Source organism: Paenibacillus sp. JJ1722 (assembly GCF_048282685.1).
Classification (GTDB): Bacteria; Bacillota; Bacilli; order Paenibacillales; family Paenibacillaceae; genus Paenibacillus; species Paenibacillus polymyxa_B.
In genome coordinates this window covers 2,682,463-2,704,931 of sequence record NZ_CP182500.1, presented here as the reverse complement: position 1 = coordinate 2,704,931, position 22,469 = coordinate 2,682,463, and the positions used below count along the sequence as shown (strand labels likewise).

The following is a 22,469-nucleotide window of genomic DNA, read 5'->3' as shown; positions in this document are numbered from 1 at the left end:
ATTAGCATACTAAACATCTACTTTGAATAGATTTCATAGCTAAATATTACTATTACGCCCTCCAATCTTTATCAAATAAAAGTTTATCCTTTGAAAGTTGGATTACAGAATGTGTAATCAAAATTTCTTGTGTAGTACTTGAATATTTATTTAATTCATCAATTGAAATGAATGTTTGTTTTCGTTGCTCATCATATAATTCAATAATATTGTCAACCACACTATTTTCAACATTTTTGAATAGTACTGAATCATGTATCAAAATAGGTAGTGGTGTTAAGTCAAATATACATATATCTAAAATGAATAAATTTGTATATGCTTTCCCAGTTCCAGTATTATCAAAAACCTTATACTCATAGTCCTTTTCAAACAAAGTCAGTTCAGGTGCTCTCCGTTTTTCTGTATGAATTTTCTCATTAATAGAAATAATCTTTTTGTTAATCCGATCCATGACTGTTGACAATGACTGTTGTTTACTTTCACTAAGAACTGTTTCAGTACTAATAATTTCTTTTTGCAGTCTATTAGATTCTACAAAAAATTTATTTTCCAGCTCAATATTAGATACTTTACCAGATAACTCAAATAGTTTTTCAAATAAATAATTGTTATGTCTGCTATTTTCCACTAAATCATCTATTTTTATATCAATTATGTTTAACTCATTATTGAATGCTTCTAGATTCTTCGATGCATCTTTTCTGGCTTGCAATAACTCTTGACTAAGTATTTTAGTAATACCATTATGAAATGAATCTATATTCTCCAATCTTTCAATATTTACATTTGGAAAATATGCTAAAAGAAGTTCAAAATTACTCGAATTAACCTTATTTTTAATACTTCTGTTGATTCTTTCTAGCCTTGACTTATAGTAATCTCTTTCTTTTAAAAATGCTTTTTTTTGACTTTGAAGCTGAAAAACTTCATCAGATAAAGCTTCAGACAATTTGACAGTTGTATTAACAATATCCTCTTTTAATTTAGAAATCTCTAATTCAATTTTATCTTTTTCTATAATATTTTTTTCATATTTTTTGGGGGTTATTTTAGGAATATAATCGAATTTCTTTGCCTTTTTTATAGCCCAGTCAGATTCCTTTAAATTTTTTAATTTCTTTTCATTATCTAATATTTCATTGTACTGATTGAATAGTAATAATAATCTTTTAACTGTATCAACATTTTTTTCTTTTGGAAAATTATGAAGGGGTCTCTTAACTTCTAAATTATATTTTCCCCATATCCTTGAAAAAAGACTTACTACAGATCTAAAGGTTTGTCCCCATGAGATGGAGTAATATTCTTTTAATAATTTGTTATATTCTGCTATAGTTATTTGCTCTATTTTTTGGAATCTGTTATTACATTTATAAACCTCTTTTGGTTCAAGAGTTCCTCTGCTAAAATAAAATAGTTCTTTATTAAATTCAAAGATATAGAAAAATTCATGATGTCCTAATTCAGAAACGACATCATCATTATGTTCAATATATGAATCTCCACCAAAAATAAAATCAATAATCATAAGAAGTGTGGATTTTCCAATAGAGTTAGATGCTTGGTTGTCACCTAAGACAACATTTAAGCCCTCGTGAAACTTTATTCTTTTTTTACGAAATAGCTCACATTCAATTAGTTTCAACATATGATATTACTCCTTTATCGAAGTCCACATCAATGGCATTAAGAATATAAAGTACATCCAAAGAATATATAAATTCATCAATCTCTTCAAAAGAATTTTGAGTACTAAAGTATAATTCTTTAATTTGGAAATTAGATTGAGAAAGTTCGGTTAGTAGCACTAACATTTTATTTATAATCGAATCATTATAGTTTATAACTTTATTTGGTATAATCACGAAAACACCTCGCAATTTTGTATGAAAAAAGAGACTATAATTTTACATGCTTCTAGAGAACTATTCTCTGTCTTTTTACTTAACCATTCAGCCATATGATTATAAATCTCTTCTTGTGTATGTTTATTTTTCTTCAATTTTAGGTAAAATGTATTTACTTGAGAAGCAATTGTATCAAAGGAATATTGACATTCTTTGTCCAGCATTATAAATTGTTCCTTCACAAAGAAATAGTAGTCCGCTACATCACTTTTAATTCGTCTCTTTGTAAGTCTATTCAGAGTTATATTCGCCTTTTCATCAACTTTCAATGCATCTAAATTTAGAATCTGAGGAGATAATTCATTTTCGTTTTCCACAAGTTTATTTAGTATTATTTTAATTTCTGCCTCAATTTGATAACTATGATAGTCTGCTCTCCTCTCATTTCTTCTAATAATCTCCTTTTTTATGATGAGTAATTTTTTATATTCTTCTATAGTTCGTGGGGAATCAAATTTTTTATGACAATCACGACATAAGGCAATCAAATTATTCAAATCGTTTACATTTTGAGATAATTTCTCTACGTTTTTTAACAATAAGGATTCTTCTTTTGTTGGATTTAATGGGTAAATATGAGCAGCTTCAAATATCTTCCTCCTAATTCCATCTTTCACATATAGTAAGCTTTTAGAACAGAAAGGGCACATACCTTCTACCTCAGAAAAAAGGATCATATTATCATTTTCATTCATACTTTTTCTATTAGCTTGCATGAGTTCACCTCAAACTAATCAAATGTAATAAGATACAATTAAAGAATTTGCTTCCTTATTTCGACTTTATGTACTTATAGTATCATACAAATGAACTATTGGTCGATGTTACCTGATCTTTTTGCCTAATACTTAAGAGCCATTTTCGAAAAAAAATATTACATTAGTCTTCGTAATTGGCTAACTAAGCTAAAAGCTCACTCCAGTAAATTAAGGAGAAAGCTCTGGTTATAATCATTGTATTATAGTTTAGTTATGATCCAATTGTCATTTTATCAGGAAATACTCCCCTTCTTTAATGAAGCATCGAGCCATTTGTTGTGCTGCTCTGTCAAAATAAAAATGTGTTTGAATGATTTGAATCTTGTATAGGCTCAATCTCAGAAAATAACTTAGTATCTTTATTCAATTGGATTTTCTCTCATGAATTCTTTTTTGGACCTTATCTATACACAACCACAGTCTCATCATACTATTCTTTATAAAGTAAAATAAATGCTTCCATTCTCAAAATCACCTTTACGTACTCCCCTTAATATTATTGATTGTTAACATAATCTGAATTAGATGTAATTCCCTTAACTAGAATTCATTTACAATATCTTCGATTTCACTAGCAAACTTTCTCATCTATAAAGAAAGCCTTCTGTCTACACGTATTTCCCAAGCCTCGTACTGCACCTCTTGTAATAAAAAAAAGTAACTCCTAATGTGAGAGCTACTTTAAAAAACTAAAATGGCATCGCCATTTGTTTCTACGATTCTTGTAAATAGTTTATATATTTCACTTACGATTCAATAGTAGTTTTTTCTACGAAGTTTCCATTCTCTTTAATAATCATCCTTGCCAACCTTCGTCCCGCTCTCTTAAAGAAAAATTCGTCAGCATAATTCTCTGAAACTATCGGTAAAATTTGATTTATAACCTCATTTTTTTTGTCATATTCTATTTTCCCCATTACATCTTCACTCGGTCCATAACTATATACAACTTTTTCCTCATCTTCGTAATCTTTTAACATGATTATATATACGGCCATTATTCTCACTCCTCATAAATCTTTTCCCAATTCCATGGTCTTCCAGATTCTATAGTTTTATCATGTGCTGTTCTGTAATTCGTATGGAATATGCCTTCAAATCTCGATTCAAAAAGCTCATGATGTAGTAATTGTACATCAGAATCCACATACTTCCCATCCATTAATCTCTCCCACGCTTGTGATAACTCAAAGTCTGGGTCAAATCTCCCGATTCCATGATCTTTAATGTGGGTATCGTTAAAAACATGGTCTTTGATTCTTTGAATTCTATTTTCTGAAAAACCAGTATTTTTAGAAATGGCTTCCACGTCTTGATTTCCTAAATTCCTAAATTTTTCATACAACTCTTCTGCAATAGCTTCTTCTCTAAAAAATTGCTCTGGAGAAATATTACGAGCACCAGTTTCAGCATAATTAAAATCGTCTGATTTTATATTAGAAGAGCGCTGTTCGCTTTCTTTTAAAATATTGGCTTTACTCTGAGTCGATTCAAACTTTACAGACCCTTCCAAAATATTTTTGGGCTTAATCAGCGCTTTAGTTGTCGTAGAACCTATCATCAAACCAGCTGTACCAATCAAATTTGCCATATGTTCTTTTGACCATGCATTTGTGGGATTAAATGCTCCCTGAATCATGCCCGATACTCCAAATGTACCGAAATTGAGCATGTCATTCCATGAATCGTTTTGTTTAGCTGCCCGTTCCATGTACCCTTGATACATTCCCTTCGGAATGCCGTACGACATATAATCTAGGAAGCTCCAGACTGAATCAAATTTTTTCTCATATCGTTCTGAATTAGCTGCTACAAAATCCTGCCCAAGCTCCGTTAAGCTATCCGCCGATTTCTGAAGCGCATTTCGTGTATCTGCAACAGGAACTGCGCAAGTATTCGGTGGAGGTGGCAAGCAACCTGGGTCTAGATTCCCATCCTCCATCATATCTGCTAATCTAAACTTATTTGCATGCTGCCGTAGTTCTCTAGCAATCGAATCTGTTAGTGTAACAAAGTCAGCCATATTCTTCTGAGATGTTTGGAATCTATAATAGAATTGCTCCTTTGTTATCCCCTCCCAAAATCGTTCCATAAACGAAATTTGCTGCGATAACTGACTATTCATTTGCATCGCCGTTTGCTGCGCAAGCTCAAATTTCTTAGAGACAGTTATAAGTTGTTCAGGTGTCACTTTAATTGTTGTCATAATTTACCTCGGTTGAGTTCATTAAGACATAATAACATTATTCAAATTTATGGAAAACCATCTTTATTACTAATTGTTATATGAATTAGAAGACTTAATCCCTATGACCTCTGACTTATATTTATTAAATTCAGCTCCCCCTTCATTATAAATAAGTACCTTTTTAATGCCTCATCTTCTTCTGAATAATCGTGAAAATATATCTTATTTCAGTTATATGATCATAAGATTAACAGCCATCTCATATTAAATAAGCCGGTACGCTATAGCGTCCGGCCCTTGCCTTTTAACTCTATTCTGTATAAGTTTTCTTTCCCTTTACTTTACAAAGGTATACCTTAGTTTCGATAATTTTTCCCATCAAATATTTCTAACATCATCAAAACTCCCGTTTTGTACCCAGAAATATAATCCGAGGCAGATAATATAGAAATTAGGACATCATTTAAATCAGATAGTTCTTCAATTAACTTATAATCTTGTTCTGGCAATCTTGCTTTTAGAGTTTCCATAGAAGCGGATATTTTCTGATGGGTTAGTTCAAGTTCAGGGTTCTTCGGTTTGATTCGTTCACTTGGATACCATTTGCCGTAATATAAATCCTCCAAGATACTCATTTCATCTTCTCCTTCTTGATACAGACTTTGCGTAAATTTCGGATCCGTAGATGCGTTTTGTTCCCCAAAAATAAGAATATCCTATTGGAAATATCAATATTGAATTTTAGCGAATATTTCACTAGGAATAATTGAAGGACTATTGGCAAATTTCCACCAAACAAGCACAGACTATTTATTAAATAGAACAAACCAAAAGAAGCCCTACCCCTTAGGATAGAGTTCCTAAAATCATCAAGCCATCTCACATATGAGCATTTTCCGCTACAAAATTGTCTGATCCTATTGTTCGATCGGCATCTTCCGTTCAAGAAACATTTCATCTTGATATCCAATGGGTAGTACATTAATTAATCTAACTCATAGCCTAACGACTTAATCTGCAATGAAACGGTTAAAAGAGCCAATCTAATTCATCTAAAGTAGGCTTTAAAGAATAAGGAACCTCCATAAATGGAGATCCCTTTTTTTAATAAAATAACATAAATATTTAAAATTTCTCACTTATTAAGCAATTTTTTTGTTACCCAGGTTATAGCTGCATTATTGACATCTTCACCCTGGCCACCGTGGGGAGCTTTAGAGTTAGACATAAAAATATTTTCTACTCCTGCATGGTTAAGAGTATCTCTAAGTCTCAAACTTTGTTGAATAGATACTAAACTGTCACTTCCTCCATGTGCAATAAACATGGGTGGATCATCTGAAGATACATAATTTATAGGACTTGCCAATTCTGCCAACTTTACTTTTTCCCAATAAGGAGAATTGGTTTGTTTTTTATCCCGAATATCTCTCAGGACTGCCACACCTTGTCCTTCTTTATCAAATCCAAGAAGTTTGGCTTCAGCTGCTCGTGGAGAGTCATGTGTTTCGGCTGCCTCCTCAGGAGATTGCAGGGTTGGGTCCATCTCAGGGCCCATGGTAAACATATCTGTTGGACCGTAAAAATCAACTGCAGCCATTACTTTGCTTGAATACTCAAGATTGCCCCCAACATCACCTTCAAGCTCTTTTATATCACTAGTAACAGCGAGTTCGGTAGCCAGATGTCCACCTGCAGAATTTCCTGCTACTGCAATTTTTTCTGGATCAATACCGTATTCCTTGGCATGTGCACGCAGATATCTGATACTGCCCTTAACATCATAAATGGGAGCCGGAAAAATAGCTTCGCCACTTAGCCGATAATCTATGGAAACGAAAGCAATTTTATCTTCTAATACTTTTTTGAAAACTTGATATGCTGAATCTGTAGCCACTTGATCTGTAGCTCTACCTGTCATTTGTGCTGGTCGATTTGGTGGCGCGGCTGTTTCCTTCTTTGCATCTTTAGGCGCATCATCGCCCTGATAGTCCCCTATAGCCCATCCTCCACCATGAATATATACCAAGACAGGAGTTGCTTCGGTTACACCCTCCGGCTTAAAGATGTTCATTTTTAACTCTTTTTTCTTTCCATCGTCATTAGTTACGGTTGCATACACCACATCTTTATAGGTAGGAGCCATACTAATCACATCTGTAGGAGGACTTTCAGCAGCTACGAAACTTTCCTTTTGTGTGGCAAAAGCCAATGTTGCTAAAAGTACGAAGGATACCATTCTTAGTTTTTTATTCATACTCTCTCTCCTCACTTTTTTTCATTCTCGCATTCTATCAGGTTATCTAAAGTTCTTATTAAGAAACTTTGATACAATGCTATTTCTTCCTCGCTAAATCCCTTGTAAAAAATCTCTCCGACTTCATCAATAATCTTTTTGTTCAATTCCACTAATTTTTCATTTCTGTTCACTACTTTAACTATTGTTTTCCGTTTGTCTGTTTGGCAAGGCATAAAACTGATATGTCCTGCTTTTCCCAACTTAGCTAATATACTCGTTAAAGTTGACTTTTGAAGATTGGTAACCCTTGAGATTTCATGTATAGGTATTTCGTCTTTCGTCCAAAGATAAAACAAAATCCTTGCTTGAGTTGCTGTTAAAGTATCAACCTCAGATTCCCTGTGTTTTCTTGAAACTATTCTAGCCAGCAATGCATCTATGGATGCTGATAAAAAAACAGATCTTCCTTTTATAATTCCCATGTGCACCTCCATTTTCTCAAAAAAAGTACCATATCGTACTAATATTATAGTTCGATATGGTACTATTTTCAACCTGTATTTTTTGAATGTTTGCATTCATTATCTCTTGCGATCTGTAGATCACCCCAATTAATAGTAGTAAGTACGGCTCAACAGACATTAGGCATTCACTACAGCGAGGAAAATGTTTTATTGGGATGCATGGATGTTTAACCAGCAGGAAAGTTTGATTTATCGTGATGGGTCTTCTTTGTTTTCTAATCTACATCTTTAAAATTTGAACAGAGATCTCAATTAAATACTCTTCATAACCTCTAACTGAAAGATCATCTAACAAAACATCCTCATAAAAAAATCCCTGTAATTCTATGCTCTTATCTTTAGCATAACTTATTATTCGATCATAAGTGTCACATACGCTTGAGTATCCCTCTGTATGGTACGCGATTAAATATGTTCCTTTTTCTCGCTTGAAATTTGAATAATTTGATTTTTTACTAACTCTAGTAAAAAGATAATCATAATTGAATGTTTCATTTGTTAAGACTCTTTTAGTATCTCTCATCCAGCCTACTGTATGGGAAGCATCAATACTATAAATGTTCAAGTACTTTTCGTGTTTTATCATAGAATCGTAAATGCTTTTATCATTTGTGTAAGGATCAGCCTCTGTTACTACCAAAAACTCCTCCTTTTTTTCCTCAATAATAATATCAGTTGAAATGATCTCAGTTGCTGCTTGGGTAATTCGTTTCTTCTCTGATATTATACTTTTCATTTTTTGCAGTTGTTTAATTTTTGAATTCAGCATTGCCTCTTCTTTCCCAAGTAGGACAATGAGCTCCTGAGGTGACCTTTTATTTAAATACTCTTTTATCTCTTTTAATGGCATTTCTAATTCTTTAAGTATTGAAATCACTTTAAAAACATCCATTTGATTAATTGAATAATATCTATACCCATTTTCAGCTTTAAATTCAGGAGAAAGAATTCCAAGTCGATCATAGTGAAATAAAGTATCCTTGCTAATACCCATCACTTTTGCAAATTGTCCTGACGTTAAATGAGTGTGAACATTATTCTCCATGAAATCCCTCCTTGACTATGGTGTTACACCACACTTTATTATAACCAAGTAACCTTCAAATAGCAGTAGACCATGAGGAGTATCTAATCGAAAGTAATACCTAAATAATTAATCTTGGGAGGATATAAGGAATGAAAGTTCTAGTTACAGGAGCAACAGGAAGTGTGGGAAGTCATATTGTTGAACAACTACTTGCAAAAGATATAGAAGTAAAGGCATTATCAAGGAAGGAAAGCAACTTGCCTAAAGGAGCACAAGTAGTTCTAGGTGATCTTGATATTCCCGAAACTATACAAGCACATCTCCATACTATAGATAGCTTGTTTCTGATCACTCAGAGTGAACAAACGGACGAAAAATTTATAAAAAACAAAAGAATTATTCAGATGGCAAAACAAGCTAATGTTGCAAGAATTGTAGCCCTGTTAGATTTTGAAGGGAACCCAATTGAGGACGTTATTAAAAATAGCGGAATGGAATGGACTTTACTAAAGCCAGTGGAATTTATGAAAAATGCACTTTACAGTGGTTGGACAGAATCAATCCAAAAAGAAGGACTTATTCGTACGGCTTTCCCCGATAGTTTAAGCGCTAGAATTCATGAAGCTGATATCGCTGATGTCGCAGTAAAGGCACTAACAGAAGAAGGCCATGATAAGCGGACATATGATTTGACAGGACCAGAAGCATTGTCTCCAAGAAGTATGGTTAAACAAATTTCTGTAGTTATAGATAAATACATTGATCTTGTTGAAATTACAGAAGAACAAGTACAACAAGATTGGAAAAGCAAAGGCTATGACAATGAATTTATTGAATACTTTATTATAGGGATTGGGAAAAACCCTCCTAAAGGAGCCTATACCGTTCTACCGACAGTAGAACAAGTTACAGGCAAGCCAGCCAGAACATTTACTCAATGGGTTAATGAAAACAAGCATTATTTTGTATAACCCCTTATGTACTTTTACTAATTACCTAACGGAAAACGCTAGTTGAACCTAACACTAGTTGAACGAGGAATGGCAAAGAGTAAAACGATACTACATTAGACTGATGATCCAAGTAATAGAAACAGCGGCAGCCATGGACGGAAAAATAAAGTCCTAGACTACCGCTGTTTTATTGAACTCAGTAAAACCGCACCTGTAATTTCGTTAGCCAGATTTTTTCCATGTTCATAAGGGATAATCGGATCTTCAGTACCGTGAATCACCAGCCTTACCTCCATAAAGTACTTTCAGTTCCTCTTCCTTCATCGTAAAAGTATGTTTTTCTTCAGGAAACCGTTTATTCTTCACATCAGCAGTATAAGCTTGAATGGACTCCAATATAAACGGATTCAGCGAATGGTATTGTTTCACAAACTTAGGAACCCGTTCAACACCATAGCCTAAAATATCATGATATACGAGAACCTGGGCATCCACATCCAATCCAGCACCAATTCCAATCACCGGAATCGAAAGGGCTTTGGTTACTTCTTCTGCAAGTTGTCTTGGAACACATTCCAAAAGAAGAGCAAATGCTCCAGCCGCTTCACATTTCTTAGCATCTTCCAGCAATTTTTTAGCGGCTAATGCATCTTTTCCCTGCACCTTATATCCGCCTAAAACTCCAACAGTTTGCGGAGTCAGTCCCAGGTGGGAGCAGACAGGAATTCCTGCTCTTGTCAGGGCGGCGATATGTTCGACGACTTCATCGGCACCTTCCAGCTTCACCGCATGGGCACCGGCATCTTGAACTAATTCCCCAGCATTGATTAATGTATCTCTAACAGACAAATGATAGGTTAAAAACGGCATATCCGTAATGATAAATGTATCCTTCGCTCCTCGTTTAACAGCTTTCGTGTGGTGAATCATGTCTTCGATTGTAACTGGAATTGTTGAATCGTAACCCAGAACAACCATTCCAAGCGAATCACCAACCAATATGACGTCAACGCCCCCTTGTTCTGCAAGCTTTGCAGAAGGATAGTCATAGGCTGTTAACATGACAATCTTTTCATTGTTTTGCTTCATCTTCAACAAATCTGTAGTTTGTTTCAACGTATTCCCTCCTCCTCAATTTAAATGTGACATATATTCAAATGCTGTTGTTCCATATACACTTTTAAAGTGTTTATTTAAATGGGTTAAATCAACAAAACCACATTCTGCTACTGCTGAATAAATATCTCTATTTTTTTCTATTAACTGCTTTGCACGTTCGATCTTGCAGTTAAGAAAGTATTGGTATGGTGAAATTCCAGTATGAGCATTGAATAATCGGATAAACTGAAATTTCGATAAATTAAGCTCTTTACATATCTCGTCAAGTTTAAGTACATGTTCTAAGTTGGTATGAATCATATCCTTCGCTATTCGAATTAACACGTTCTCTTTCTTATTGTCTGTAGAAAGATTGGTTTGAAAAAGGCTATCCGTCAAGGATAAAAGTAATTCGCTACACAAAGCCTCATCTTTTTCGCTTAAGATAGCCTTAGAAAGACTTAATATTTTTTGTTCAAGGCTATAGTCATACACAATTGGCGTTGAAAACCGTACGATATCCTTGTGCTCAATAATCTCTAAAAGCAATTGTGGCTCAATATATAGCATGACATAATCAAGCCCCACCTTATTATGTGCCATTCCGTCATGCGCCTGTTCTGGATTAAAAAGCATCACACCATTTTGATAGGATAACTGTAAGCTGCCATCCAAGGTATACTCTTGAATTCCACGCAATGTTACGCCTATTGCATATTCCATGTGAGAGTGCTTCTTATACTTAAATTCAGAAAGACTTGCTGATAGCGCAGTAATACCTGCTGATTTCTTATAGATAAATTTGTCCAATTCAATCACCCCTAACAAGCTTACCTACATCCATATCATTATGGCCGCATAGGCTAAAAACAAGGCCATCATTATATTAACAGTCTTTTTATGCTTCTGTAAAAACTCCTTGAAGATTGCACCGAAAAGAACCCATGTCACAAATGCTAAAAAACCAATAAGCGTTATAGCGACAATACTTATCGTCACCGCAGGTATTGCGATATAGTGGGGCATAATAAAACTAGGAATTACAGTCATTGTAAATAGTACTACCTTTGGATTTAGAAACTGCATAAGGAAGCCTGACATAAAGGTAGCTGATTGGTTTACGGTTGGATTGGATGTATCCATTTTGTAAACTTGATAGGCGAGATAGAACATATAACAGCTTCCAATTATCTGCATAACAATTAAAATCTTCGGTATGATCGTTATAAGCATTGTATTCAATATAGCAGAAATAACAAGTAATAAACCAAAAGCTAGAGTTGCTCCATACGTATATTTCATTGCTTTTTTTGCCCCAAAATTATGGACTGTAGATAGTATAACGATATTAGTTGGACCTGGTGTAAAAGTGGCAATAAAACAGTAAATTAAAACAGATGTAATATTCATGAGGAAAACTCCTTTAACGTATTCTCATGAAATAATACATCTTAAGATAAATGGCATATAGTATATTATTGCAGGTATTGTACCCTTCGTAGTCCCACTTCTTCTACGCTGTTTGCTATATCAAAATTTCCCTTATCCAAGAGTTGCATCGTCAGTTCCTTGTTGTCCGTAGCTTTCTTCAAAAATTACTTAGCCCGAATCCTCTACCGTTAAAGATGTTTTTAACCTTACCGACAACAAACATAATCATGGATTATTGTGGTATTATTTCGGATTATTGTTAATACTACGTATCTGAGGAGGGTGAAAATGAAGTTACATACCAAATTTTCAAGACAATTATGCCAGAATATCGATCTCATTTGTGACTTCATGGGAAACAGTTCGGATTTTATTGTTCGTGAGATCACGACTGGCCATAAACACGCCGCTCTTTTTTATTTGGATGGAATGACTGACATGCAAAAGGTACAGGACAACGTGATCCGTCCGTTGCATGATCGTGTTTCCTCTGACGAGATCACTTTACCGTTATTGAAAAACGCAATTTTGGACATTGGTGAAGCAAGCTTTACTCAAAACTTTGAAGATGCTTTGGAACAGATCCTCTCAGGTGGTCTTCTCCTACTTCTGGACGATATGGATGAAGGATTGGTCATTTCTTTGCCTGGATGGGAAGAACGCAGCATTACGGACTCGAAGACACAGCCTGTGGTCAGAGGTCCGCAAGAAGCGTTTACAGAAACTTTACGTACGAATACGACTATGGTTCGTCGAAGAGTGAAGGATACAAGAGTACGTCTAACTACGGTAAAAGTTGGCGAAAAAACCAAGACCGATATATCTGTCATGTATTTACATGGGGTCGCTGACCCAAAAAAGGTGCAGGACATGATATCCAAGTTAAAGAACATGCATGTAGAAGGTGTACTTGAAAGCGAATATTTGGAAGAATGTCTCCATGAAGATAAGCAACTCACGATATTTCCGCTCTTTTATAATTCTGATCGCCCAGACTCTATTGCAGCAGGAATTATGGAGGGGAAAATTGCGATATTTGTGGATGGATCTCCCTTCGCCATCCTTGCACCTGCGGTGTTTGCAGATTTCCTTCAATCCGCAGAAGATTATTATCAATCCTTTATTTACAGCAGTATCATTCGAATATTAAGGTACATCTGTCTAGCAATCTGTATGTTGGCTCCGGCCATTTATGTCGCATTAACGACATTCCATCAGGATATGATTCCAACAGTTTTGTTATTAAGCTTATCCGCGCAACGTGAAGGAGTACCGTTTCCAGCATTTATTGAGGCAATGATCATGGAAGTGGTTTTTGAAATTCTGAGGGAGGCAGGTCTTCGTATGCCACGGACGGTCGGTCAAGCCGTTTCAATTGTTGGGTCAATAGTGATCGGCCAGGCAGCTGTAGAAGCAAACATCGTTTCGGCTGTTATGGTCATTGTTGTTGCAATAACTGCCATTTCGAGCTTTGTCATTCCCTCGTACACCTTTGCTATTCCAATCCGGATATTACGTTTCGCTTTCATAGGCATAGCCGCTATGTTTGGTGTGTACGGATTGACTGTTGGTATCCTCATGCTCTTTGTGCATCTGAATGGGCTTCATTCGTTCGGTGTACCGTATTTGAGCCCCTTTGCCAATTACAAATCGTCGGAGCAGAGGGACGCCATATTACGTTTTCCATATAGAACTAAAAAAAAACATCGCAAAAACTAAAGGAGTAGACCATCATGAACTCGTATCGATCCACCATTTTATTACTGTTTATGTGCATCTGGTTAATGGTGTTTCTTACGGGTTGCTGGAACAGTAAGGAATTGAGCGCAATTTCCGTCGTAATGGCTCTGGGCATTGATGCAGTTGATGACCAATATGAAGTCAGTTTACAAGTGGTTGACCCATCGAAAATGTCTCATAATTCCCCCATGGAACGGACGCCAACGATCGTTTTTTCCAAACGCGCCGATACCATATTTGAAGCTATTCGAAAATTAACAACGGAATCGTCCCGAAAAATGTATATGTCTCACTTAAAGTTTGTTATTTTTGATGAAAAAACGGCCAAAAAAGGAATCAAGGAGCCGCTGGACTTTCTGTTCCGTGATCATGAAGTTCGGCCTGATTTCTATTTGGCCGTTGTCAGAGGAAACACGGCAAAGGAGGCCGTTACTTTTGTAGCTCCGACCGAGGTCTTGCCTGCAATGGATATGTATAAGGCATTAAGGCTTTCTGAAAAAGCATGGGCTCCAACTTCCGCGGTCAATGTGAAAGATATTTTACAAAAATTTACAGATGATGGCATTGAACCGGTTCTCACCGGTATTCGACTGACAAACCTAGAAAAAGGTCTAACTATTGATAATGTGACAAAGTCGCCCCAACATGTTAAATATTTTTTCACTGGAATTGGTGTTTTCAAGGGCGACCGACTTATCGATTGGATGGATGATTCACAAAGTAAAGCCTTTACCTATATATCCAACCGTGTTTCCAGCACCGTAGCTTCCATCGATTGTCCGAATTCCAAAGGAAAATTTGTTGTTGAAGTAATCCGTTCCAAAGTAAAGATGCGTCCAGAAATAATAGACCATGAGCCGCACATTTCTCTTATTGTGGATACAGAATCCAATATCGGAACGGTCTCGTGCAATGCCAACCTTAAGAATGAAGAGACATTTAGAGATCTTCAAGAATCAGCTAAAGAGCATCTGGAACAGTCTTTGAAGGAAGGCATTTCGTACGCACAACAAATCGGTTCCGATATATTCGGGTTTGGAGAAGCTCTTCACCGCAAGTTCCCACGTGAATGGCATAAATGGAAAGAGGATTGGCCACAAAAATTTCAAACCCTTAAAGTGGATATTCAGCTCAATTATCGTTTAGTCCGGTTCGGAGACATTACCAGTCCAATTGATATGGGAATACACAATCAGGAGTGAATGCAATGCTTTATGTGATTCTCGTAACTTCCATTTTAACATCTTTGTATGAGTTTAAAAAATTCAAGGAGAAACAATATGTGCGTGAAATTGTATTCAGCTCGATATTGTTGATTATAGGCGTTATATTGATTATCCTACGGATCGCCAACATTAAACTGCCGACTCCACTGACGGGCATTCAAATCCTATTCCAACCAATAAGTCGGTTACTTACAGAAATGTTATCTTAAGGGGGCATTGGAATGAATTCCAATTTGACGGTTCGACAAGCTATTTTGTGGTTTGCATTGTATCAAATAGGAAGCGCATATCTGGTGCTCCCAGCGGTAATTACCGCTGTCGCTAAACAAGATGCCTGGCTCTCCATCCCAGTCTCCTTAGGTTTCCATCTGTTATTGATACCTTTATATGCCTCCATCGCTAGGCAAATGCAGGGGAAATCTTTCGTAGAGCATCTCCGTTGCCTCTTCGGTCCCTTGGGCGGGACGATCAGCATCGTTTTCATTTTTTTCTTTCCCTTTCTTGTGTTTATTATGACACTTCGAAATCTGGGCGACTTTATCACGATAGCTATTATGCCGGAAACTCCCTCCGACGCGATATATTTCATCATGCTTATAGTCATTTATTTTGCCGTTCGATCTGGCCCTGCTGTAATTGGCCGTTGTGCGGAAATCCTATTTTTTTTCCTTCTGGTTCTGTATCTGTTGGTCAGGATTACCCTTCTTTCTGATACCACCATAGATAATGTGCTCCCTATTTTTGAGTATGGTTTGAACCCTATCGTTCTCGCATCGTTCAATTTGTTTGCCTTTCCCTACCTTGAGGCAATTCTGTATCTTTTTTTTGCACAGTACATCCCCGATCCAAAAAAGTGGAGAAAGACAGTGATAACTTGTGCTTTGATTAGCGGCGGCATGTATTTTTTCATGGTTTTACAAATAATCGCCGTGATGAGTGAAGGTGTTGTATCTAATTTGACATTTCCTACTTTTTTTATTAACCGAACAATCAGTAACGGAGAGTTTCTTCAACGGTTTGAAATTTTCGTTGCAGTGTTTTGGTTTGTCACCATTTTTTTTCGACTCGCATTGCTTTTATATGTTTCAGCGCAAGGGCTTGCAGATGCTTTTCGTCTTCGAAGCGCTAACTCTCTCTTAGTTCCTCTGATCCTAATCGCATTGGCAATGGTTCATTCTATTTGGCCAAATATGCAATTTTTAATCAAGTTTTTTTCAGTATGGCCTTTTTACGCCATGATTTTCGGTATCGTGTTTCCTATTGTGCTATGGCTGGTGGGTAAGGTAGGCGGCTCGTTGAAATTCCGTAAAAAGTATCACTAAAGTTGCATTGACCGTATGAACATACTGTCCAATTCCAGCCTCTCCACCACGTCCAAAGGACATGGAAGACGCCTATTGGGCTAGGGGACTTGCTCTTGTTGTAATCATTATTGCAATTTAGCAAGAAGTAACTCCAGTTCCTCCCTCTCCAGATGTCTCCATTGCCCACGTTCCAGATGATCCAAGGTAATATTCATAATTCGAATACGTTCCAACTTTAGCACCCTGTAGCCCAAGGCCTTGCACATTCTGCGAATTTGCAAGTTCAGACCCTGCGTCAAAATAATGCGGAACTCGTATTCGCTCGTACGATCAACTTTGCACGGTTTGGTAATGACGTTCAATATTTCAACGCCACGAGACATGGCCTGCGTAAACTCGTTTGTAACAGGTTTGTCTACAGTCACTATATATTCCTTCTCATGACCATGCTCGGAACGCATCATTTGATTGACAATGCTTCCATCGTTGGTTAATAGAATGAGTCCCTCTGACGCTTTATCCAGCCTGCCAATGGCAAAGATACGTGAAGGATAATTGACATAACTAATAATATTGCCAGCCACTTGCTCCGCTGCGGTACAAACAATGCCTATAGGCTTATTCAGAGCCAAATATACAGGTTCAATGGAATTAAGCGGAATAGCTTTTCCATCAATCAGCACGATATCCTGTGGCTCTACTTCTGCGCCCGCTTCACAAACATTTCCATTAATCGTAATTCGTCCTGCTGCAATCAACCTATTGGTTTCCCGACGTGAGCAAAATCCTGTCTCACTTATGTACTTGTTAATTCTCACGATTCACCTGCTTCTGATTATAATATGCGAGTATAAGTAAAATAATTAAAAAAACACCTGATTGTTCTTGCTTAATCAGATGTTCGCCGTTTACGACAACTTATACTTTCCCGGCTTATTTGCTACTGCTGCCGCCGCTTTTATTCCTTGTTGGTTTGGCAGTGCCGCCTTTTGTGCCACCTGCCGCTTTGCTTCCCGGTGCGCTTGTAGAAGCGCTTTTTGTCCTTACTGGCTTCGCAGTTTTGTTCCAGCGTGTCCAGCCCTTACTACCTGTACCTCTGCCGGTCCCGCCGCCCTTGCTTTTTCCACCCATATGATCACTCCATTACTAGTCGTTCAGATTTAACTAAGCTATCATACCATTACTTTGATCATAATGCCCATTTGTTTTAAAAAATTGAAGCATAAACTGTGCCAAATAAAGGAGCACATAATCATGTGAAAGCTCACACATGTTATTGTAGGCCGCGAAAAAAGCTTTCTTTTCCCCCACTTAAATGGCTAATTTTCTCTAGAAAAGAAGGATACAGGATGAATAATGACGTAAGGCTGTTTGTGGTTCGTCACGGTATTGGGACTGGTAATGAGCCGGATGCTCCGCTCAGAGTTCCAGAGGGCTTCGAGCAAGCCAAGCAGTTGGCGGATTTTCTACTGCATATGGATGGTTTGCATGTAGACCGTTTGATTTCCAGTCCGTATAAACGAGCTTGGCAGACAGCGGAAATCATTGAAGAACGATTAAACATCAAACTTGATCCACCTGAAGATCGTCTTAGAGAACGAGGGGTGCCCGAAGTTACGGCTGAAGAGTCTGAAAAAATGGTTAACACCCGGGTCACTGCCTTAACGGAAGAATTGCTGGAGAGCGGTCGACACACCTTTCTGTTAGTCACCCATCGCTTGATCATAACACTCCTGCTGCATCATTATGCTCCAGATTTTATTCTGGAGGAAATCACGAATCCGGATCTCTATCTTTTAACTTTTAGTGATGGAAAATGTCAGGCGAAGCATTTGTGGAGTACAGAGTAAACTGTTGTAGTTTAATTCAAAAAAAACTGGGAGGTCATCTAATTATGCAAGGAATGCTCGAAAGAAATCGCATCACCGCTGTTACCAAACCCGACGTATCCAACATGTCTGTTTGTATCGAAAATGTGAAAAAGGCGGTTCTCTCCAATCTTCAGGGGCCGGCAGCCCCTACGGATTATCACCAATTGATGGGAAGACTCCATGCGGCAAAAGCCAAACTACCGAAAATATATCAGGAAACGGTCGCGATTCCGTTTATTAAGGAATTGGACAAGCTTGGGCAACAGGGCTTCACTGAAATTTTGATTCAGGACCCAAGTAGAACTAGAGCTGCCGGACTCATGCTGGATATCGCTCAGAGCATTCTGCAAAACGGAGAAGGCTACAATGCACTTGCGACCGATGCTTTTCAGGAGATTGTGAGTGACCTGTATGACGGTTTTCTTAGCGCAGAAGATCGTGAAGGAATAAAAGAACCGGATCTCAGTATTATTCCAGCACTTGTTAAATGGGGAGAGCCGGAAAATGGCCCGTACACATGGCCCGCTGATGCCACAGCAGTATTTAAAGTGCAAGCAGCGATTGTCAGTCTTCCTCCTGCGCATGCGACAAATGGACTGCTGGCTTGGTCCAGTATCCCGCATGAAGTATGTGGTCATGACATTTTGCATGCTGATCTGGGTCTAATTCAAGAGTTGGCCAATGTCGTTAGAAACAGATTAAACAGCGAAAACATCGGACAAGGACTACCGGACTACTGGGCTTCCCGCATCGATGAAACCGCCTCGGATGTATTGGGTGTCCTTAATCTGGGACCAGCAGCTGCCATTGGCTTAATCGGTTATTTCCGGGGTATGAATGCCGCCTTTTCGGGAAGAGCTCAACTTCGAAATGAAGGACCTACCCGTGATCCACATGCTGCAGATATTTTACGGGGATATTTGGGTGCCTACGCCACTGCACTTTTGGAATTCGACCAAGCTGGAGCATGGGCAGAAGTCATTGAATCGGAAGTCGACAAGGATCTATCAAATATTAAGCTTAACGGCAGAGCCATCGACGCTAATACAGCAAAACGTTCTGCACGAATTGTAGCTGAAGCCATTATGAAGACTAAACTTGCAAGCCTTGAAAATCACAGTCTGGATGAAATCCAAAACTGGAGAAACGAGGATGAGAGCGTCGCCGCACTTTTACGTACCTTGCTGCAAACCACCGGTTCTCTTACCGACGAGCACCGCTCTGGTTTCTACGCCGCGCATGTGGTAGCTGCTGCTGTTACTGAGGGACTTTCCCGGGAAGCGGATCTGCAGGTTATATTTAATCGGATGCTGTCCCTGTTAAAGCTGATGCACGATACCAATCCTGCTTGGGGACCACTTTTCGTACAGCATCCCGGCGATATTTCACGTCATCTGCTCTATCACCCTGCCACTCCAAACCTGATTTCCCTCTAAACAAGCCATAATCAGAACCCGCAAAATAGTTTGCTTAAGGACAAGCAGCCTTTTTGCGGGTTAGTTTAATTCTAATCCCTAAAAAAGACGCTAACATCCCCCTCAACGGCTACACGTTAGAAAGTCCATGAACACTTGGTATTTTTGCTTCTGCACAGGCTAATAATGATAGGTGAGAATTTGCAAGTAAAAAATCAGCCATAAAGGAGTGAAACACATGTCTGTTGATGTTTATCTTAACTTTAATGGAAACTGTCGCAAAGCAGCGGAGTTTTACGCAGAGGCATTTGGGACTGAGAAACCACATATCATGACGTTCGGTGAAGCACCACCCAATCCCGATTATCCTCTACCAGAAGAAGCCAAAAATTTGGTCATGCACACGCGGCTTCAAATTGATGGTAGTAATGTCATGTTTTCAGACGTTTTTCCTGGTATGCCTTTCGTAGCCGGAAACAACATCAGCCTCGCCATCGTCAATAAGGACGAAGAGAAAATTCGATCGTACTTCCATAAGTTAAAAGAAGGGGGGACCGTAAACATGGAGCTTCAAGAAACATTCTGGAGCAAATGCTACGGTAGCCTTAAAGATAAGTTTGGAATTGAATGGCAATTGAGTTATGACAATGAAGAATCGCCCAAAGAACAATAAAAAAGACGTTAACCCAGCCATATTTTGCATGGACATGGGTTAGCGTCTTTTCATTATGCATTTAACTGGCTTTCGACAGCAAGTAAAGGAAATAAGGGGTAACCAGTATGGTGATAATAATTCCGGTTGGAATATCAGCTCCAAAACTAATCGTCCGAGTAAGTGTGTCAGCAATCAAAATGACGAGTGCACCAACTAATGCCGTCGTAGGTAGCAATAGCTTATGATTGGGTCCTACTAGCTTGCGTGCTAGATGGGGACTGACCATGCCTACAAAAAAGAAATTTCCGCCAAGTGCCACGCTACCAGAAGCGAGCGCAACGGCAGCAATCGTCAAGCCGATAAACTCCCTTTTAATTGCTACGCCGAGCCCCGATGCTGTCTGATTCCCCAAATTCAACGTATTGAGTGTGTTCGACCTGTAAAAAACGTAAAAGCAAATGATAAGCACCCACGGGAGCAGCACCATAATATAGCTCCAGTCGTCCCCCCACAGGTCTCCAGCCTGCCATCTCAGAGCAAAGTCATACTGTTGCTTGTCTAGCCGGAGTGTCAACATCAGAGATAATGCGCTGTAGCCACTGCCCATAGCGACACCGGTTAAAATTAAGCCTGTAGGCGAGATGTCTCTTCCCCGCCTGAAAGCAAACATAAAAATCAAAAATGCTGCCGTAAGGCCGCCTGCAAAAGCCAGTCCTGGAAGAAGAATAGGCGATAGCAATCCTTCACTAGCGAACAACGTAATATACATAAGTACAAATAACCCTGAGCCTGAGCTGATGCCGAGCGTCCCCGGGCTAGCCATGTCGTTTTTGAGCAAGCTTTGCATAATACAGCCTGATATCCCCATGCCAATACCTACCAATATAGAAAGCACAATACGTGGCAGTCGAAAGTCAAACACGATCAGGTTCTGTTTGCTCGTTCCTTCGCCAATGATGACCTTGAAAACTTCGAGTGGAGAAAGGTTCATTTTCCCAACATTCATACTGAGTACAGCCACTAGCAGCGTCAGCACTACTAACAGTAAAATAATGCTAATCCCCCTGGTATTACGGGACAGTTTCAACTAAACTCCCTCCTCTGCTTGCGCACAAGGTAGAGAAAATAGGGTACGCCCACCAAGGCAAAAATAATGCCAAGGGGTGTTTCGTGAGGGCGATTGATCAGTCGTCCGAGTAAATCCGCCGCCAACAGAAAGACTGCTCCATACAAAGCTGAGGCCGGGATAATATACCGATAATCCGTTCCGACCAGATGGCGCATAATGTGTGGCACGATCAAACCAACGAAGCCAACAGGGCCGACCACAATAACCGATAACCCTGTTAAAATTAATACAATTAAGGTTGAAAACAGCTTAATCCTATTCGCACGAATACCCAAGCCTGATGCCACATCCTCCCCGAAGCTCAAAATCGTAATCGAGGGAGAAAGCGCGATGGCACAGACCAAACCCACTACAAACAGTGGCGCAATGAAAGCTAATTCGCCCCACTTGGCACTGGCTGTACCACCAGCAGACCAGTAATCAAGGGCTTGGCCAATCTCATACTTAATAGCGATAAACGTACTAAACGCACCAAAAAGCATGGAGATGGACATTCCTGCTAACACCAGTCGCTGAGGCGTCATTCCTCGCTTGCCTATAGAAGCGATGTAATACGTGATGCCAGTAGTGATTGCTGCACCTAGGCAAGAATACAGCATAGTTTCTCCGTAGGTACGACCAGGCAAAAAGGCCATACATAACGCAATAGCAAATGTCGAGCCTGAACTTATGCCAATGAGTCCCGAATCCGCTAGTGGATTACGAGTGGTTCCCTGCATAATTGCCCCACACACAGCCAAGCTGCACCCTACTATGATATCTGCCACGGTACGTGGAAAACGCAAGGTGTGAATAATCTGATGTTCCGTAATGTTGGGATCAAACTGAAATATAGCCCCCCACGCCAGCTTCAAGCTCATTTCCGCAGCACCAAAGGTAATAGATGCTGCGGTAACCACCAGGAGCAGGAACACGCCCATGATCATATAGCCTATAAAATGAAATATTCCTTTTTTATTTGGTTCTTTGTGAGTAGACATCGATTACACCCTTAGTTGGTC

The 22,469-nt window shown here is 38.5% G+C and carries 24 protein-coding genes and 1 pseudogene; 8 read left to right on the top strand and 17 right to left on the bottom strand.

All coding sequences use genetic code 11. From position 1 onward, the window contains the following. Positions 1 to 52: 52 nt before the first annotated feature. The 9 genes from ACM1ND_RS12090 to ACM1ND_RS12050 all read right to left on the bottom strand — a co-directional run bounded on the left by ACM1ND_RS12090 (position 53) and on the right by ACM1ND_RS12050 (position 8,664). Entirely contained in the window at positions 53 to 1,651 is a 1,599-nt protein-coding gene (locus ACM1ND_RS12090) for a DUF2326 domain-containing protein (protein WP_076160955.1), read from the bottom strand. Further along, a complete protein-coding gene (locus ACM1ND_RS12085; RefSeq protein ID WP_076160951.1) occupies positions 1,635 to 1,868 on the bottom strand; it encodes an ABC-three component system middle component 7 in 234 nt (77 codons plus the stop codon). Before ACM1ND_RS12085 ends, ACM1ND_RS12090 begins: the two co-directional genes overlap by 17 nt. After that, a complete protein-coding gene (locus ACM1ND_RS12080) occupies positions 1,865 to 2,626 on the bottom strand; it encodes an ABC-three component system protein (RefSeq protein ID WP_076160947.1) in 762 nt (253 codons plus the stop codon). The genes ACM1ND_RS12085 and ACM1ND_RS12080 overlap by 4 nt, the downstream gene beginning before the upstream one ends. 788 nt (positions 2,627 to 3,414) lie before the next feature. Then, positions 3,415 to 3,666, bottom strand: coding sequence for a hypothetical protein (locus ACM1ND_RS12075; RefSeq protein WP_076160943.1), 252 nt, complete (start codon positions 3,664 to 3,666; stop codon positions 3,415 to 3,417). Between the two features lie 5 nt (positions 3,667 to 3,671). Further along, on the bottom strand, positions 3,672 to 4,874 hold the full coding sequence (locus ACM1ND_RS12070; RefSeq protein WP_076160939.1) for a WXG100 family type VII secretion target: 1,203 nt from the start codon (positions 4,872 to 4,874) through the stop codon (positions 3,672 to 3,674). 338 nt (positions 4,875 to 5,212) lie between these two features. After that, positions 5,213 to 5,491 carry a DUF6809 family protein gene (locus ACM1ND_RS12065; RefSeq protein ID WP_023988514.1) on the bottom strand — a complete coding sequence of 93 codons (279 nt, stop codon included), beginning with the start codon at positions 5,489 to 5,491 and terminating at the stop codon, positions 5,213 to 5,215. 500 nt (positions 5,492 to 5,991) lie between these two features. Next, on the bottom strand, positions 5,992 to 7,113 hold the full coding sequence (locus ACM1ND_RS12060; protein ID WP_023988513.1) for an alpha/beta hydrolase: 1,122 nt from the start codon (positions 7,111 to 7,113) through the stop codon (positions 5,992 to 5,994). Positions 7,114 to 7,124: 11 nt separating this feature from the next. Further along, positions 7,125 to 7,577, bottom strand: a complete 453-nt coding sequence (locus ACM1ND_RS12055) for a MarR family winged helix-turn-helix transcriptional regulator (protein ID WP_068938743.1) — start codon at positions 7,575 to 7,577, stop codon at positions 7,125 to 7,127. A 262-nt stretch (positions 7,578 to 7,839) separates the two neighbouring features. Continuing rightward, positions 7,840 to 8,664, bottom strand: coding sequence for a MerR family transcriptional regulator (locus tag ACM1ND_RS12050; RefSeq protein WP_076160931.1), 825 nt, complete (start codon positions 8,662 to 8,664; stop codon positions 7,840 to 7,842). A 131-nt stretch (positions 8,665 to 8,795) separates the two neighbouring features. Between ACM1ND_RS12050 and ACM1ND_RS12045 the strand changes: the two genes are divergently transcribed. Then, entirely contained in the window at positions 8,796 to 9,617 is an 822-nt protein-coding gene (locus ACM1ND_RS12045) for an NAD(P)H-binding protein (RefSeq protein ID WP_076160928.1), read from the top strand. Between the two features lie 176 nt (positions 9,618 to 9,793). Here the strand turns inward: ACM1ND_RS12045 and ACM1ND_RS12040 are convergent. From ACM1ND_RS12040 to ACM1ND_RS12025, 4 genes and pseudogenes are all read right to left on the bottom strand, one after another. After that, positions 9,794 to 9,883: pseudogene (locus tag ACM1ND_RS12040) on the bottom strand (alpha/beta hydrolase); the annotation flags it as partial. Further along, positions 9,864 to 10,715 (bottom strand): 3-methyl-2-oxobutanoate hydroxymethyltransferase, encoded by an 852-nt coding sequence (gene panB / locus ACM1ND_RS12035; protein WP_023988508.1) that lies wholly within the window; start codon positions 10,713 to 10,715, stop codon positions 9,864 to 9,866. The pseudogene ACM1ND_RS12040 and the gene panB, both read right to left, overlap by 20 nt. A 15-nt stretch (positions 10,716 to 10,730) precedes the next feature. Then, positions 10,731 to 11,507, bottom strand: coding sequence for an AraC family transcriptional regulator (locus ACM1ND_RS12030; protein WP_023988507.1), 777 nt, complete (start codon positions 11,505 to 11,507; stop codon positions 10,731 to 10,733). Positions 11,508 to 11,531: 24 nt separating this feature from the next. Continuing rightward, positions 11,532 to 12,107 (bottom strand): LysE family translocator, encoded by a 576-nt coding sequence (locus ACM1ND_RS12025; protein ID WP_023988506.1) that lies wholly within the window; start codon positions 12,105 to 12,107, stop codon positions 11,532 to 11,534. 309 nt (positions 12,108 to 12,416) lie between these two features. Between ACM1ND_RS12025 and ACM1ND_RS12020 the strand changes: the two genes are divergently transcribed. Genes ACM1ND_RS12020 through ACM1ND_RS12005 form a run of 4 tightly spaced genes read left to right on the top strand, consistent with a single transcriptional unit; the run spans position 12,417 to position 16,416 of the window. Beyond that, positions 12,417 to 13,847, top strand: a complete 1,431-nt coding sequence (locus tag ACM1ND_RS12020) for a spore germination protein (protein WP_418027794.1) — start codon at positions 12,417 to 12,419, stop codon at positions 13,845 to 13,847. A 14-nt stretch (positions 13,848 to 13,861) separates the two neighbouring features. After that, a complete protein-coding gene (locus ACM1ND_RS12015) occupies positions 13,862 to 15,070 on the top strand; it encodes a Ger(x)C family spore germination protein (protein ID WP_418027792.1) in 1,209 nt (402 codons plus the stop codon). Between the two features lie 5 nt (positions 15,071 to 15,075). Beyond that, entirely contained in the window at positions 15,076 to 15,303 is a 228-nt protein-coding gene (locus ACM1ND_RS12010) for a hypothetical protein (protein ID WP_061830176.1), read from the top strand. 12 nt (positions 15,304 to 15,315) lie between these two features. Then, on the top strand, positions 15,316 to 16,416 hold the full coding sequence (locus ACM1ND_RS12005) for a GerAB/ArcD/ProY family transporter (RefSeq protein WP_418027790.1): 1,101 nt from the start codon (positions 15,316 to 15,318) through the stop codon (positions 16,414 to 16,416). 107 nt (positions 16,417 to 16,523) lie between these two features. Here the strand turns inward: ACM1ND_RS12005 and ACM1ND_RS12000 are convergent, their stop codons facing one another. Together ACM1ND_RS12000 and ACM1ND_RS11995 are read right to left on the bottom strand one after the other, a co-directional pair. Continuing rightward, entirely contained in the window at positions 16,524 to 17,216 is a 693-nt protein-coding gene (locus ACM1ND_RS12000; RefSeq protein ID WP_023988501.1) for a pseudouridine synthase, read from the bottom strand. Between the two features lie 115 nt (positions 17,217 to 17,331). Continuing rightward, positions 17,332 to 17,529, bottom strand: coding sequence for a DUF3934 family protein (locus ACM1ND_RS11995; RefSeq protein ID WP_023988500.1), 198 nt, complete (start codon positions 17,527 to 17,529; stop codon positions 17,332 to 17,334). Between the two features lie 218 nt (positions 17,530 to 17,747). On the opposite strand from ACM1ND_RS11995, the gene ACM1ND_RS11990 reads away from it, so the two are divergent. From ACM1ND_RS11990 to ACM1ND_RS11980, 3 genes are all read left to right on the top strand, one after another. Then, a complete protein-coding gene (locus ACM1ND_RS11990; RefSeq protein ID WP_264453811.1) occupies positions 17,748 to 18,248 on the top strand; it encodes a histidine phosphatase family protein in 501 nt (166 codons plus the stop codon). 44 nt (positions 18,249 to 18,292) lie between these two features. Next, entirely contained in the window at positions 18,293 to 19,705 is a 1,413-nt protein-coding gene (locus ACM1ND_RS11985; protein WP_053325381.1) for a hypothetical protein, read from the top strand. 217 nt (positions 19,706 to 19,922) lie between these two features. Further along, positions 19,923 to 20,357, top strand: a complete 435-nt coding sequence (locus ACM1ND_RS11980) for a VOC family protein (RefSeq protein ID WP_418027787.1) — start codon at positions 19,923 to 19,925, stop codon at positions 20,355 to 20,357. Between the two features lie 61 nt (positions 20,358 to 20,418). On the opposite strand, the gene ACM1ND_RS11975 is transcribed toward ACM1ND_RS11980, so the two are convergent. Next, a complete protein-coding gene (locus ACM1ND_RS11975; protein ID WP_023988496.1) occupies positions 20,419 to 21,426 on the bottom strand; it encodes a FecCD family ABC transporter permease in 1,008 nt (335 codons plus the stop codon). Beyond that, positions 21,423 to 22,448 carry a FecCD family ABC transporter permease gene (locus ACM1ND_RS11970; protein ID WP_025721067.1) on the bottom strand — a complete coding sequence of 342 codons (1,026 nt, stop codon included), beginning with the start codon at positions 22,446 to 22,448 and terminating at the stop codon, positions 21,423 to 21,425. The genes ACM1ND_RS11975 and ACM1ND_RS11970 overlap by 4 nt, the downstream gene beginning before the upstream one ends. Between the last annotated feature and the right edge of the window lie 21 nt (positions 22,449 to 22,469).

Coding starts and splice junctions, on each gene's coding strand:
- ACM1ND_RS12090 (WP_076160955.1), bottom strand. CDS start 1,651: ATGTTGAAACTAATTGAATGTGAGCTATTTCGTAAAAAAAGAATAAAG.
- ACM1ND_RS12080 (WP_076160947.1), bottom strand. CDS start 2,626: ATGCAAGCTAATAGAAAAAGTATGAATGAAAATGATAATATGATCCTT.
- ACM1ND_RS12075 (WP_076160943.1), bottom strand. CDS start 3,666: ATGGCCGTATATATAATCATGTTAAAAGATTACGAAGATGAGGAAAAA.
- ACM1ND_RS12070 (WP_076160939.1), bottom strand. CDS start 4,874: ATGACAACAATTAAAGTGACACCTGAACAACTTATAACTGTCTCTAAG.
- ACM1ND_RS12065 (WP_023988514.1), bottom strand. CDS start 5,491: ATGAGTATCTTGGAGGATTTATATTACGGCAAATGGTATCCAAGTGAA.
- ACM1ND_RS12060 (WP_023988513.1), bottom strand. CDS start 7,113: ATGAATAAAAAACTAAGAATGGTATCCTTCGTACTTTTAGCAACATTG.
- ACM1ND_RS12055 (WP_068938743.1), bottom strand. CDS start 7,577: ATGGGAATTATAAAAGGAAGATCTGTTTTTTTATCAGCATCCATAGAT.
- ACM1ND_RS12050 (WP_076160931.1), bottom strand. CDS start 8,664: ATGGAGAATAATGTTCACACTCATTTAACGTCAGGACAATTTGCAAAA.
- ACM1ND_RS12045 (WP_076160928.1), top strand. CDS start 8,796: ATGAAAGTTCTAGTTACAGGAGCAACAGGAAGTGTGGGAAGTCATATT.
- ACM1ND_RS12025 (WP_023988506.1), bottom strand. CDS start 12,107: ATGAATATTACATCTGTTTTAATTTACTGTTTTATTGCCACTTTTACA.
- ACM1ND_RS12020 (WP_418027794.1), top strand. CDS start 12,417: ATGAAGTTACATACCAAATTTTCAAGACAATTATGCCAGAATATCGAT.
- ACM1ND_RS12015 (WP_418027792.1), top strand. CDS start 13,862: ATGAACTCGTATCGATCCACCATTTTATTACTGTTTATGTGCATCTGG.
- ACM1ND_RS12010 (WP_061830176.1), top strand. CDS start 15,076: ATGCTTTATGTGATTCTCGTAACTTCCATTTTAACATCTTTGTATGAG.
- ACM1ND_RS12005 (WP_418027790.1), top strand. CDS start 15,316: ATGAATTCCAATTTGACGGTTCGACAAGCTATTTTGTGGTTTGCATTG.
- ACM1ND_RS11995 (WP_023988500.1), bottom strand. CDS start 17,529: ATGGGTGGAAAAAGCAAGGGCGGCGGGACCGGCAGAGGTACAGGTAGT.
- ACM1ND_RS11990 (WP_264453811.1), top strand. CDS start 17,748: ATGAATAATGACGTAAGGCTGTTTGTGGTTCGTCACGGTATTGGGACT.
- ACM1ND_RS11985 (WP_053325381.1), top strand. CDS start 18,293: ATGCAAGGAATGCTCGAAAGAAATCGCATCACCGCTGTTACCAAACCC.
- ACM1ND_RS11980 (WP_418027787.1), top strand. CDS start 19,923: ATGTCTGTTGATGTTTATCTTAACTTTAATGGAAACTGTCGCAAAGCA.
- ACM1ND_RS11970 (WP_025721067.1), bottom strand. CDS start 22,448: ATGTCTACTCACAAAGAACCAAATAAAAAAGGAATATTTCATTTTATA.